A 13,404-nucleotide genomic window follows, 5' to 3' on the forward strand; every position below is an offset into this window, starting at 1 on the left:
TCAGTAAAGAATTCTGATATTTCAATATATATCTAAATTATAACTGTAAAATCAGCACTTTACAATACAGAGTAGGTGAACATCAAGGACCTTCCACCACTTGTGTCAGTGGAGGAAAATATCTGTGAAAATTTTCCTATCCATATTGTTTTTTTAAGGTCAGGGGCGTATAGTAGGGTCAAAGAATCAACTGACTTACGGTCAGTCAGTCAGGACTATGAAAATCAGTTTATAAGGTGCAGGTGAGTAGAATGTCATTTATAGAACTTAAAAATGTGCAGAAAAGATATCAGATGGGAGAAGTGACCATCACCGCCGTGGACGGCGTGGATTTCAGTATAGAGCAGGGGGATTTCGCCGTGGTGGTCGGTGCCTCCGGTGCAGGAAAGACCACGGTGCTGAATCTTCTCGGAGGAATGGACTCCTCCGATGGGGGCCACATCATGGTGGACGGAAAAGACATCAGCAAGTACAACCGGAAGATGCTCACGGAATACAGAAGATTCGACATCGGATTCGTGTTCCAGTTCTACAACCTGGTGCAGAATCTCACCGCTGTGGAAAACGTGGAGCTGGCTTCCCAGATCTCAAGGAATCCGCTGGATGCCTATGAGGTCCTGGAAATGGTGGGGCTGTCAGAGCGCGCCAACAATTTTCCATCCCAGCTCTCCGGTGGAGAGCAGCAGAGGGTGGCCATCGCCAGAGCCATCGCGAAGAATCCGAAGCTGCTTCTCTGTGACGAACCCACAGGAGCACTGGATTACCAGACAGGAAAGAATATCCTGAAGCTTCTTCATGACACATCCCGCCAGCGAGGCGTCACCGTTGTGGTCATCACCCATAATGCGGCCCTCACTGCCATGGCGGATAAGGTGATCCGCATGAAGAACGGAAAGGTCCGTGAGCTCTACATCAACGAAAATCCTGTTCCAGTGGAAAGGATTGAGTGGTAATGAAGCAGAAATCATTTTTCAAGGACCTCAAACGAGCCATATACAACAGCAAATCAAGATTCCTCTCCATCATGGCCATGATCATCCTGGGGGTAGGATTCTTTGCAGGCATCAAGGCCGCGGAGCCGGATATGATCCTCTCTGCAGATACCTACTACAAGGATTATGACCTGGCGGATTTCCGGATCATGTCTCCTCTGGGTTTCACCGAAGAAGACCTGGAAAAGGTGAATGCTCTGGAAGAAGCCTACATCGTCAAGGAAAGCTACAGCATGGATGCCTTCATCACATCCAATGATCAGACTTCCATCATCAAGGTGTACAGTTATCCTCTGGGAGAAGAAAAACCCCTGAACAGGCCTATGGTCAAGGAAGGCAGACTGCCGGAAAATCAGGCGGAGATCATACTGGAGGAAAGAGCAAAGGACACCCTGGGGGTAGCCATAGGGGATGAAGTGACCCTTTCTCTTCCGGAAGACAGTGAAATCAGAGACACGCTGAAAAGAGGGTCTTTTAAGGTCGTGGGTTTCGTCATTTCTCCTCTCTACATCAGCATCGAGAGAGGACAGACCAACATCGGAGACGGGTCCATCGACTTCTACGGATATGTCAGCGACACGGACTTCAAACTGGATAAGGTCACTGACCTGTTCATAGAAACGAAAGAGTCTCACAGCTTCATGGCGTACTCGGAGGAGTATAAAAACTACCATGCACCCATGAAGGAAGAGATTGAAACCTATGGCATGTATGCCATGGAAAGAGATACGAAAGAGCTTCGGGATGAGCTCAATGAAGGAAAGGCAACCCTTCAGAGAGAAAAAGCGGAAGCGGAAGAAAAGATCGCGGAGGCTGAAAAAGAGCTGCAGGAAGCGGAAGAGAAGATCATCGACGGAGAACAGGAACTGAAGGACAACGAAGAGAAGTACACGCAGGAGTTCATGGACCGTCGAAAGGAAATAGAAGCGGGCAGGGAAGCTCTGGAAGAAGGAAGAGAAGAATACTTTGCAGGATATACCGCCTGGCTGGAAGGATACAACGACTACCAGGACGGAGCCGCAGAGCTTGCTTCCTCCAAGGCGACGCTGGATGATGCGAGAAATCAGATCGAGCAGGGAGAAAGAGAGCTGGTCTCCGCCAAGACCCAGCTGGACAGTGCAAAGGAGCAGATCGCTCTGCTGGAAGAAACGCTTGCAGGCCTAAGGGAGATCCGAGCGAATCTGCCGGAAGGATCTGACCTGACCGAAGAAGAATATACGGCGCTAATAGACGACATCAGAATCTATGCACCGGATCTGGCCGAATTTCTCGTGCAGAATGTGCCCTACAACGATCCGAACCTTCTGAACTCCCTGAGAAATGCACTGGATTCCACCCTGGTGCAGCTGGAAGAAACGCTGACCTCAAGCAAGGATCAGTATGAACAGGGCGTCATCGATTATGAAGAAGGTCTTGTGCAGATTGCCGAAAGCAGAGCGCAGTACGAAGAGGGCCTTGCCGCCTATGAAGAAGGTGCAGCGGAAATAAGGGCAGCCAAGGAAGAGATCGATGCAGGGAAAAGAGAACTGGACGCTGCCAAAGCTGCGCTGGATGAGAACGAAGAGAAGCTCGACGACGGGGAAAGACAGCTGGATGAAGCAGAGGCGGAATTTGAGCAGTCTCTCATCGACGGGCGAAGAGAACTGAAGGACGCGAGGGTTGAGCTCGCGGAGGGAAAAAGAACCTTTGAAACGGAGAAGGCCGACGCGCTGGAGAAGATTGCGGAAGCCGAAGAGGAAATCAGAGATGCGGAAAGAAAGATTGTCGAGATTCCGGATGAATGGTTTGTCTATGACCGGGACGGGTTCCCGGGCTATGCCAATCTCGGAGATGACGCCCGCAGATTAGGATCCCTTGCCACCATCTTCCCGCTGTTCTTCTTCCTGGTGGCGGCACTGGTGTGCCTGACCACCATGACGAGAATGGTGGAAGAGGAAAGAATCCAGATCGGTACGCTGAAGGCTTTAGGATACAAGACGCCTACCATCGCCATGAAGTACATCATCTATGCGCTTCTGGCAAGCCTCATCGGAAGCATCATCGGTTTCCTTGTGGGATTCCAGCTGTTTCCAAGAGTGGTCATCGGGATCTATGGAAACATGTATTCCACACCTTACATTCTTTCACCGTTTCACTGGGACCTGGCACTTCTGTCCACGGCCATTTCGGTGGTCACCACCGTATCTGCCAGCCTCTTTGCCACGCTCAGTGAACTGAAGGAGACCCCGGCGATCCTCATGCAGCCCAAGGCGCCCAAGCCAGGCAAGAGAATCCTTCTGGAGCGGTTCACGCCTCTCTGGAAGAGGATGAGCTTCTCCTACAAGGTCACCTTCAGAAACATCTTCCGCTACAAGAAGAGATTCCTCATGACGGTTTTGGGCATCTCCGGGTGTACAGCCCTTCTGGTCACGGGATTCGGAATCAGAGATTCCGTCAATGCCATCATGGGCAGTCAGTTTGATGACATCTCTCTCTATGACGGGATGGTCTTCCTGAACACCGACAAGGAGGAATCCTTACGGGACCTGGATGTGATCCTGGGGGAGAACGAGGATGTGGAAAGCTATCTTGCCGTCCATAACGAAAGTGTTTCGCTCTACAGGAACGGTTCCAGCAGAGAGTATGAAGTGAACCTCATGGTGCCCGAGGAGACAAGAGGACTTGGGGACTTCATCGATCTCAGACAGCGCGTGGGACAGGAACCGCTGGAGCTTTCTGAAGACGGTGCGGTGATCACGGAAAAGATCGCGAAGCTTCTGGATGTTTCCGTGGGAGACACGCTGATCTACAGAGACACGGATACGAGAACCTATGAGTTCACCGTTTCCGGCATAGCGGAGAATTATCTGTCGCACTACGTCTATATGCATAAGGACTATTTCAGTCAGATCACCATAAGAGAGCCTGAGATCAATGCAGGTCTTTTCAACCTGGAAGAAGCGGAAGGCATCGAGGAATCCGCCTTCAGCGAGAAGCTCATGGACAATGAAGGGGTTCTAGGGTCCATGCTGGTGAGAAGCATCCGGGATGAATTCGGGAAGACCCTGGAGATGCTGGATTTCGTGGTGCTGATTCTGATTCTGGCTGCTGGAGCACTGGCGTTTGTGGTGCTGTATAACCTGACCAACATCAACATCACGGAAAGAATCCGGGAGATCGCCACCATCAAAGTGCTGGGATTCCGGGACAAGGAAGTATCGGCCTATGTGTATCGTGAAAACATCTTTCTGACCATCATCGGTACACTTATGGGACTACTACTGGGATTCGTGCTGCACAGGTTCGTCATCGACACCATGGAGCTGGACAACATGATGTTCGGAAGAATCATCAAGGTGTTTTCCTATGTGGTCTCCATGCTGCTCACCATGCTCTTTGCCGTATTTGTGAATCTGTTCATGTTCAGGAAACTTCAGAATGTGGATATGGCATCTTCACTGAAATCTGTGGAATAGGAGGACAAGATGAGAATATCAAAGGATCCGGAAGAAAGAAAACAGGAGATCATAAAAGCAGCCATGGTTCTTTTCGAGGAGAGAGGGATACAGAAGACCTCCATGAGCGACATCGCGAAAAAGCTCGATGTGGCCAAGGGGCTCATCTACTACTATTTCAGGTCAAAGGATGAACTCATCGCCTTTGTCATTGAGTCCTTCTCCACGGTGGTGGATGAGGAAATCAGAAAGATCATGAAAAACGATGCGCTGGACTTCTACGGAAAGCTTGGAGCCATACTGAATCTTTTCTTCTCCTCCATCAGGGAGCATCCGACCCTCATGAACATCACGCCGGGAAATCCCGGGATGTTCGAATACATCAAGACCAGGCTTTCAGAGATCGCCATCACCCATGCCAGTGCCCTCATAGAAGAAGGAAAGAGGGAAGGCTTCATCGAGAACAAGTATCCGGGATACATGCTGAAGATTCTTATTTCCGGCATCGCGGACCTGTATATGGAAGGGATCACGGACCCGAACATCCATAGAACGCTCATTGAAGAGGCACTGGGCATCCCTGAAGGAAAAATCGTGCTGAAAGCTTACTATTCCAGTGAGGAAGCTCCATAAAAATACGCTCAACCATCTAGGCGCAATAACGCTTAAGAATGGTTGAGCGTCTTATTTTACGCCTCTTTTCCTATTCCGGAATTCAAGGATGAAATGAAATCATGTATAATTAGTGCAACGAAGAACGGAATTCTGTAATCGAATTCCTGTATTAATTATTCGGTTGCCTAAGGATACAATGAACAGGAAATCAAGAGAAGGAGGCAACCCTATGAATGAAAATTGGCTGAATTTGACCGGCAGGACGATTATTGTCACCGGTGGAAACTCTGGCATCGGAAAACACATTTCGCAGGAACTCTCAGAAAACGGAGCGAATGTTGTGGTAGCGGATCTCAGTGTGGAAACGGGAGAAGGAGACGGGGTCTATAACATCAGGACCGACGTGACCAGTGTGAAGAGCATCAACGACATGGTGGAAGAAGCCGTGAAGAAGTTCGGTAAAGTGGATGTGCTGGTGAACAACGCAGGCATCAATATCCCAAGACTGCTGGTGGATGTCTACAGTGACGAAAGACAGTATGAAGTGGATGAAGCGGCCTTTGACAAGATGACTGCCGTAAATCAGAAAGGCATCGTCTTTACGACACAGGCAGTGGTAAGAGACATGGTGAAGAACAAGACAGAAGGTGTCATCATCAACATCTCATCCGAATCCGGCATGGAAGGTTCCGTGGGTCAGAGTCTGTACTCTGCAACCAAGGGAGCGACCAATTCCTACACAAGATCCTGGGCCAAGGAGCTTGGAAAGCTCGGCATCAAAGTGGTGGGCGTGGCGCCTGGCATCAATGAAAAGACAGGCCTGACGACTCCTGAATACAATGCGGCGCTGGCATACACAAGAAACATCAGTGTGGACCAGCTGGACACAGGGTATGAAAAGAGCATTCCACTGGGCAGAGTAGGAAAGCTGGATGAAATCGCTTATCTGGTGGCTTTTCTGGCTTCAGAGAAATCTGCCTATATTTCAGGAACAACCATCAATATCTCTGGCGGAAAATCCAGAGGATAGGAACATGAAGTTTATCAAGGAAGGAGGGAAGAGCGAAATGTCGACTGCAGCATACAGAAACAGACTGCTTACATCACTGCTTTTAAGTCACAGCGTACCCATGCAGGAAATGATCGCAGATTTCGGCACCAGGGAATATGTGATGGAAGCCATCGATATGATCCGAAGAGACTACAGCGATACCGTGGTTCTTGAGATCACCGGTGAAGTGGAAGACATCAGCATGAAGATGCTGGATGAAAAGGCGCTCTATCAGCAGCTTCAGCATGACAAATCTTATGACTTCAATGACATGAGATGCCGGATCGCATACCTCCTGGATGAACTGATCACAAAAGATACGTACCTCAACATCGACGACCTGGCGGAAGTGATGATGGTATCAAGAAGTACAGTGAACAACGATCTCAGAAAAGCCAAGGAACTGCTTCTGAAATACAATGCCAGGATCAAAGGGATACCCAATAAGGGAATCCGCTTCCTGGGAGATGAGTTCAGCAGAAGGATGGTCCTCATCTATGAGGTGTTTGATTACTTCCCCATGGGTTCCACCATGGACAAGAAAGTGGTGGAGATCATACAGGATCTTTCTCTGAAATACGGACTGAGTTTTTCAAACAAGATCCTCCTTTTCAAGACCGTCATGATCAGCATCTACAGAATCGGGCAGAAGCAGCTCATCGAAAGAGCGCTTCCCATGTACAAGAACTTTGAAAAAGACAGTGCGGAGCTCAGATGGTTCAAGGAGGAGCTGGAGAAAATCTACCAGATTTCTCTGGAAGACGAAGAGATCGACTTCATCTCCTTTCCCATCAACACCAGGAACTCAGCCTATACAGATCAGATGAACAATGAGGAAAACGAGAGGCTTCTGAAGGAAATCGTCCATGAAATGATCAATAAGGTGGAGACAAGATACAGAATCCATATTGATGAGGAAGATTTCTACAGCAAGGTGAGGCTTCACCTGCTGTTTCTTGTGAACAGACTCCTTTTCAGAATCCCTGTAAGAGACATCTTCTCGGATCAGATCAAAATCAGATTCCCTCTGGCCTTCGAACTGGCAAAGACCTCCATGAAGGTGCTGATGGAAAAGCACAGCCTCATGGGCAGCAAGGTGGATACCAGCTATCTGGCCGTGTATTATGCGCTGATTCTGGATGAAAGAAAAATTCTGAGGGAAGAGCATGAGAGAAGACGCATTGCGGTCATCACAAACCGGGGCAGAGGGACCTTTGAACTGATCCGGCGTCAGCTCATGGAAATCCTGGGAGACCAGGCGAAAATCGATATGCTGACGGTGGGCGAAATGATCCACAAGGATCTTTCAGGTTACCAGATTCTCTTCAGTACGGAAAACATCAAGGCGGAAAGCGGACTGCCGGTGATTCTCATCGAAGGAATCCTGGATCAGGATTCCCTCTCCAGAAAGATCAGCGAGCTGGGTACAAGAAGACTCGGTCCGCTGGAGGAGCTCAGTCAGATGACGGATATATCCGTGAAGGTTCTGAGTGAAAGGCTGACCTATGAGAAGAATGTGGAGCTTATCACAGAAGATCTTAGAAAAAACCATCAGGCATCGTCAGATGTCTATGACAGATTCCTTAACAAGGAGACGACCAGTTCCATGATCTACGAAAATGGAGTGGCTTTTCCTCACCTGACAGACCCCGACGCAAAGAAGATCAGTCTGACCCTCGGAGTGGTCAATCCCACCAGCGACAGACTGAAGATCATCTTTTTCCTGCTCATTCCGGAAACCATGAGTGAGAAGGAAGAAGAAACCCTCATGAAGATCTATGACCAGATCTTCAGAATCATCACGGACAAGGCACTGGTCAGGAATCTGCAGGAAATAGAAAGTGCCATGGATCTGACTGAAATCAGAATGAAAGGAGACAAGGTATGGAACTGAAATATATGATCATCATCGGCGTATTCGTCATGGCGGCCTTCGGCCTTCAATACTATCTCGGGTTTAAACAGATCACCCATTTCGGGGAGGAGTACTCGAGAATCAGAAAAGAAGGGAAAGTGGCCATCGGACGAAGACCCGGCAAGGTGACCTCCGGTACTTTAGTGCTCTTTTCACTGGATCAGGAAGACCGGATCAGATACGGCAGAAAGCTTCAGGGATCCACAGTCTTTGCGAAGTTCAGAGACTTCAACACCTTTGACGGGAAGATGATTGCGCAAATCAGAAAGACAGACCCTGAAATGAAGAAGGAGATCCGGATCACAAGACTTGCTGTGCTGAACGCGGTGGACAATTACCTGATGGTGAAAGCCGGAAAAGTCATTCCGGACAAGAAGACTCCTTTTGGCACCATCACAGGAGCATTCAGCAAGGCGAAGGCGTAACTTGACAAGCACAAGAAAAGGAGAAAGAAATGAGTGTAATTGCATATGTAGGTGCAGGACAGATGGCGTCAGCCTTGAGCTTTCCTGTAACCGAGAATGGACATACTGTTAGACTGGTTGGGACACATCTTGACAGAGACATCATCGAGAGCCTGAAGGAAAAGGGCTATCATCCTACACTGAAGCGGGATCTTCCTGAAAACAACATGGAGTATTACCATATTGAAGATCTGAAGGAAGCACTGAAAGGTGCAGATGCGGTGCTGTGCGGCGTATCCAGCTTCGGTGTGGACTGGTTCCTGGAACAGGTGATTCCACATATTCCGGACCACATGCCTGTACTGTCCGTGACAAAGGGCATGGTGGACATGGAAGACGGAAGCCTGATTCCCTATCCGGACTACTGGAAGATGAAGATGCCCAAGGAAAGAAGCCTCGCGATCAATGCGATAGGAGGCCCCTGCACCAGCTACGAGCTGGCGGACGGAGACCACTCCTCAGTGGCTTTCTGCGGAGAAGAGGAAAAGACCCTGAAATTCTTCAAGGAGATCTTCGAAGCGCCTTATTATCACATCAGTCTTTCCACAGACGTCATCGGTGTGGAGTGCGCAGTGGCACTGAAAAACGCCTATGCACTGGGTGTATCCCTGGCGGTGGGACTGGCCATGGGAGAAGACGGAGAAGGAAGACTGAAGTACAATTCCCAGGCGGCGCTCTTCGGACAGAGCGTGAAGGAAATGAAGAAGCTTCTGGAGCTGGTCGGTGGAGGAGAAGAAAACCTCATCTACGGTGCAGGAGACCTCTATGTCACCATTTTCGGCGGCAGAACCAGAAGAATCGGGACCCTGCTGGGCCAGGGCTATTCCTTCAAGGATGCCATGGCGAAGCTGGAAGGGGTCACCCTGGAATCCATCGTCATCGCCACAAGAACGGCCAGAGCGGTAAGAAGACTGGCCGAAGCCGGAAAAGCGGACCTTGCGGATTTCCCGCTGCTCATGCATGTGGATGAAATCATCAATGAGGGGCAGCGTGTGGATATTCCATGGAAGGCCTTCACCACGGAAAAGTTCGCGTAAGACGCGGAAAAAAAGAGAAACAGACAACAGAACGGATAATAAAAATGAACATACAAGGAGTGTGTATTTATGGATTTTTTAATTAATATAGCGGAAGGCTTCATCGGCCTTTTCAGAACCGGTGCAGATGTATTCATGAGCTGGATCGTGGGCATCGTGCCTCTGGTTCTGATCCTTCTGGTCTTCATGAACACCTTGATCAACCTCATCGGACAGGACAAGGTGAACAGATTTGCCCAGTGGGCATCCAAGTATGCCATCATGAGAAACATGGTTCTTCCATTTCTAGCCACCTTCATGCTGGGAAATCCCGCATCCTTCACCATGGGTAAATTCCTTCCGGAATTCTACAAGCCAAGCTACTATGCGGCAACTGCCCAGTACTGTCACACCAGTAACGGAATCTTCCCGCACATCAATCCAGGAGAGCTTTTCGTATGGCTGGGCATCGCTTCCGGTGTAGATACACTGGGACTGTCCATGACACCGCTGGCTATCAGATACCTGCTGGTAGGTCTCGTGATGAACGCAGTAGGTGCTTATGTCACAGATTTCACCACAGCCTATGTATCCAAGAAGACCGGTGTAGAGCTTTCAAAAGTTGCGACGATGTAAGAAGGGGGATATAATTAATGTCAAAATATAGAAGCATCAAGATCGATAAAGGCCAAGGAGGATGGGGTGGACCACTGGTCATCACACCAACCGAAGAAAAACATAAATTCATCTATGTAGTAGGTGGCGGAGAAAAACCTGCCATCGTGGATAAAATAGCAGAGCTTACAGGTATGGAACCCGTGAACGGATTCAAGACCTCCATTCCAGACAGCGAGATTGCCCTGGCCATCATCGACTGCGGTGGAACGCTTCGCTGCGGAATCTATCCTCAGAAGAACATTCCCACCGTGAACATCATTCCGACCGGAAAATCCGGCCCTCTGGCAAAGTACATCCATGAGGACATCTATGTATCCAACGTGGGCGAGAAACAGATCTCACTGGCTTCAGAGGATCTGGAAGCAAGCATAGAAGCGCAGCAGCCGAAGAAGGAAGAGAAGGCAGCCGCATATTCCACAGACAAGAAGCTGACCCAGCAGAATGCGGAAAGAGGAAGCATCGTCGCAAGATTCGGCATGGGTGCCGGTAAGGCCATTGCGGTCATGCTGCAGTCTTCCAGAGAAGCGGTTCAGACGGTCATCAATACCATCCTTCCCTTCATGGCCTTTGTTGCCATGCTCATCGGAATCATTCAGGGAAGCGGTATCGGTAATGTGTTCGCCAATGTCATGGCACCGCTGGCCGGAAACGTATGGGGCCTTATGCTCATCGGATTCATCTGTTCTCTGCCGTTTCTTTCACCACTTCTGGGACCTGGAGCGGTCATCGCGCAGGTCATCGGAACACTCATCGGTGTGGAAATCGGTAAAGGAAACATTGAGCCTTCTCTGGCGCTGCCAGCACTGTTTGCCATCAACACACAGAACGCGGCAGACTTCATTCCGGTAGGACTGGGGCTGGAAGAAGCGGAACCTGAAACAGTTGAAGTCGGTGTGCCATCGGTTCTCTACTCAAGATTCCTGAATGGTGTACCTCGTGTATTTGTAGCTTGGATTGCAAGCTTCGGGCTCTATAAATAGGGCTACTAACGTAAAACAAAGGAGAAAATGATGATAATATATGCTACAGTTGTCAAAGAAATCGGTCCAAATGCGAAGGACTTTCTGGAAGAAGAAATGATGGTGACGTTTGGGGAAGATGCTCCAGCGGAACTGAGACCCTACTGCTTCCTCATCGATCAGAACGCACTGACAGGTGAAATGGAAGTGGGCGATCAGGTGTATCTCGGGGAAACCTCCTATGAGATCACAGCCATTGGAGAACAGGCCATAAAGAATCTCAAGGATCTTGGACATGTGACTTTGAACTTCAAAGGCGAAACGGATCCTGCCATGGCCGGAACCCTGTACCTGGAGAAGAAGGAGCCTGTGGAGGTTTCTGTAGGTACACAGATCATCATCAAGAAGAAATAAGAAGGAAGTGGATAGAAACATGTATTTAGATACAGCAAACCTTGCGGAAATCAGCGAAGCGTTTAAGACCGGAGTGTTTCAGGGGGTCACCACCAATCCGACCATCCTTCTGAAGGAAAAGACGGACCGGATGAAGCAGATCCGAGACATCCTTGCTCTGGGCATCTCCAGACTCTATGTGCAGGTTCTGGGAGACTCCGCGGAGGCGCTGATAGAGGATTACAGACGTGTCAGGTCCCTCAATGAGGAAGGAAGAATCGCCTATAAGGTGTCCATGGATGTCCATGGCCTGGAAGCGGTGAAGAGAATCAAGGAAGAAGACCCGGATGCGGAGATCCTGGGTACTGCAATCTATTCGGCGGATCAGGCGATTCTAGGCGCCCTGGCCGGATGCGACAGTGTGGCACCCTATGTGAACCGCATGGAGAACAACGGGGTCAACCCTTTTGAAGCCATCCAGAAGATGAGAATGTTCTTTGATGATCGTGGCCTCGCCTGCACCATTGTGGCGGCCAGCTTCAAGAACACCAATCAGATCGTCGGCGCGCTCACTGCCGGTGCTCATACCGCAACCATTCCCTATGATCTGTTTCTGCAGATGATCAACAAGGATGTGGCAGTAAACGCCATAAAGGTATTCAACCAGCATGGAGAAGAGCTTGAAAGGCAGACTCGGTAAACGGAAATCATAATTCATAAACCCTGGCAGGAAGGAGTACATCATGTTTCCATATGATGTGCTTCTTCCTTTCCATTTTCGAAGAACCAGAAGGCGAATGGCGACTTCCGATTTCATCTTATATGGAGAATATGAGAGAACATTTTTAGAATGGACGTTTTTCTGCTATAATTTTAATGTTGGAGTCAGATTCCTCGTCCTTTGTGATGCCTTCAATTCAGGCATTGAGAAGAGACAGGGATTCTGTTCCAGAAAGAGAATGAAAAAAAGAAATATGCTCAAGATATAAGGGGAAGAATCTGTTTCACCTTACGATAGGAGAGAGCAACGTGAAAAAAATCGACAAGAAAATCATCCAGATGAAGAAGTATGATCTGCTCAGCTGTCCCAAATGCGGCAGTGCATTCACAGTGGAAGGAAAGAGCCTGAAGTGCCCTTCCGGTCATACCTACGACATCTCGAAAAAAGGAACGGTCAACTTTGTACTGGGGTATGGAGAAGAAAACTACAACATGTCCATGCTGGAAGCCAGAGAAAGAGTCATAGAACAGGGATTCTTCAATGAAATCGTCAGAAGCGTCTGCGAAGAGATCTACGCGTACTTTCTGGCCTCTGGCAGAGAAGAGGAGCCCATAAGGATCCTGGATGCAGGATGCGGGGATGGCAGCCATATCGACATGATCGGAAGATACTTCACCGAAAAGGGAATCGATACAGAGCTCATCGGTGTGGATATCAGTAAGGACGGCATCAGCATTGCAGGCAGAAAGGACAATGAGGTGCTCTACTTTGTGGCGGATCTTTCTCATCTGCCGTTCAAGGAGAACTCCTTCGATGTCATTGTGAACATCCTGTCCCCGGTGAACTATAAGGATTTCAGAAGAGTACTGAAAGAAGACGGACTCTGCTACAAGGTCATTCCGGATTCCGGGTATCTCAAGGAGCTTAGAAAGCTTTACGGGCTGCCGGAATACAAGAACCAGGAGATCGTATCGCATCTCAGAGAAAATGCCAGGGTCCTGAAAGAGAGAAAGATAAGGGCTATAGAAAATGTGGAAGCCTATGCGGATGATCTTCTGCTCATGACACCGATGTTATGGGACAGGGAGATTCTGGATCCCGGAGCGAAGCTCACGGATATCACCATTGAAGCTGAGCTTTTCACCTTCGGATTCTAGGCGGAAACA

General features: G+C 49.1%; 12 protein-coding genes. All 12 read left to right on the forward strand.

What is annotated here, in order from left to right:
- Window positions 1-251 precede the first annotated feature (251 nt).
- Entirely contained in the window at window positions 252-953 is a 702-nt protein-coding gene (locus ACHAL6_RS05230) for an ABC transporter ATP-binding protein (RefSeq protein WP_395269188.1), read from the forward strand.
- Complete coding sequence (locus ACHAL6_RS05235) at window positions 953-4,447, forward strand: FtsX-like permease family protein (protein WP_395269189.1); 3,495 nt, start codon at window positions 953-955, stop codon at window positions 4,445-4,447. Before ACHAL6_RS05230 ends, ACHAL6_RS05235 begins: the two co-directional genes overlap by 1 nt.
- 9 nt (window positions 4,448-4,456) lie before the next feature.
- Entirely contained in the window at window positions 4,457-5,059 is a 603-nt protein-coding gene (locus tag ACHAL6_RS05240; RefSeq protein WP_395269190.1) for a TetR/AcrR family transcriptional regulator, read from the forward strand.
- 211 nt (window positions 5,060-5,270) lie between these two features.
- Entirely contained in the window at window positions 5,271-6,071 is an 801-nt protein-coding gene (locus ACHAL6_RS05245) for a sorbitol-6-phosphate dehydrogenase subunit (protein ID WP_395269191.1), read from the forward strand.
- A gap of 37 nt (window positions 6,072-6,108) precedes the next feature.
- Complete coding sequence (locus tag ACHAL6_RS05250; protein ID WP_395269192.1) at window positions 6,109-7,986, forward strand: BglG family transcription antiterminator; 1,878 nt, start codon at window positions 6,109-6,111, stop codon at window positions 7,984-7,986.
- Window positions 7,977-8,432, forward strand: a complete 456-nt coding sequence (locus ACHAL6_RS05255; protein ID WP_395269193.1) for a transcriptional regulator GutM — start codon at window positions 7,977-7,979, stop codon at window positions 8,430-8,432. The genes ACHAL6_RS05250 and ACHAL6_RS05255 overlap by 10 nt, the downstream gene beginning before the upstream one ends.
- A gap of 29 nt (window positions 8,433-8,461) precedes the next feature.
- Entirely contained in the window at window positions 8,462-9,508 is a 1,047-nt protein-coding gene (locus ACHAL6_RS05260) for a glycerol-3-phosphate dehydrogenase (RefSeq protein WP_395269194.1), read from the forward strand.
- Between the two features lie 69 nt (window positions 9,509-9,577).
- A complete protein-coding gene (locus ACHAL6_RS05265; RefSeq protein WP_395269195.1) occupies window positions 9,578-10,123 on the forward strand; it encodes a PTS glucitol/sorbitol transporter subunit IIC in 546 nt (181 codons plus the stop codon).
- 17 nt (window positions 10,124-10,140) lie between these two features.
- Entirely contained in the window at window positions 10,141-11,145 is a 1,005-nt protein-coding gene (locus ACHAL6_RS05270; protein WP_395269196.1) for a PTS glucitol/sorbitol transporter subunit IIB, read from the forward strand.
- A gap of 27 nt (window positions 11,146-11,172) precedes the next feature.
- Window positions 11,173-11,538 carry a PTS glucitol/sorbitol transporter subunit IIA gene (locus tag ACHAL6_RS05275; RefSeq protein ID WP_395269197.1) on the forward strand — a complete coding sequence of 122 codons (366 nt, stop codon included), beginning with the start codon at window positions 11,173-11,175 and terminating at the stop codon, window positions 11,536-11,538.
- A 19-nt stretch (window positions 11,539-11,557) separates the two neighbouring features.
- Complete coding sequence (locus ACHAL6_RS05280) at window positions 11,558-12,217, forward strand: transaldolase family protein (RefSeq protein WP_395269198.1); 660 nt, start codon at window positions 11,558-11,560, stop codon at window positions 12,215-12,217.
- Between the two features lie 329 nt (window positions 12,218-12,546).
- Window positions 12,547-13,395, forward strand: a complete 849-nt coding sequence (locus tag ACHAL6_RS05285) for a methyltransferase domain-containing protein (RefSeq protein ID WP_395269199.1) — start codon at window positions 12,547-12,549, stop codon at window positions 13,393-13,395.
- Window positions 13,396-13,404 lie beyond the last annotated feature (9 nt).

Source organism: Proteiniclasticum sp. C24MP, from assembly GCF_043951855.1.
Classification (GTDB): domain Bacteria; phylum Bacillota; class Clostridia; order Clostridiales; family Clostridiaceae; genus Proteiniclasticum.

Bases quoted from the DNA above. Each gene is read 5' to 3' on its own strand.
- ACHAL6_RS05230 (WP_395269188.1), top strand. From the start codon at position 252: ATGTCATTTATAGAACTTAAAAATGTGCAGAAAAGATATCAGATGGGA.
- ACHAL6_RS05235 (WP_395269189.1), top strand. From the start codon at position 953: ATGAAGCAGAAATCATTTTTCAAGGACCTCAAACGAGCCATATACAAC.
- ACHAL6_RS05240 (WP_395269190.1), top strand. From the start codon at position 4,457: ATGAGAATATCAAAGGATCCGGAAGAAAGAAAACAGGAGATCATAAAA.
- ACHAL6_RS05245 (WP_395269191.1), top strand. From the start codon at position 5,271: ATGAATGAAAATTGGCTGAATTTGACCGGCAGGACGATTATTGTCACC.
- ACHAL6_RS05250 (WP_395269192.1), top strand. From the start codon at position 6,109: ATGTCGACTGCAGCATACAGAAACAGACTGCTTACATCACTGCTTTTA.
- ACHAL6_RS05255 (WP_395269193.1), top strand. From the start codon at position 7,977: ATGGAACTGAAATATATGATCATCATCGGCGTATTCGTCATGGCGGCC.
- ACHAL6_RS05260 (WP_395269194.1), top strand. From the start codon at position 8,462: ATGAGTGTAATTGCATATGTAGGTGCAGGACAGATGGCGTCAGCCTTG.
- ACHAL6_RS05265 (WP_395269195.1), top strand. From the start codon at position 9,578: ATGGATTTTTTAATTAATATAGCGGAAGGCTTCATCGGCCTTTTCAGA.
- ACHAL6_RS05270 (WP_395269196.1), top strand. From the start codon at position 10,141: ATGTCAAAATATAGAAGCATCAAGATCGATAAAGGCCAAGGAGGATGG.
- ACHAL6_RS05275 (WP_395269197.1), top strand. From the start codon at position 11,173: ATGATGATAATATATGCTACAGTTGTCAAAGAAATCGGTCCAAATGCG.
- ACHAL6_RS05280 (WP_395269198.1), top strand. From the start codon at position 11,558: ATGTATTTAGATACAGCAAACCTTGCGGAAATCAGCGAAGCGTTTAAG.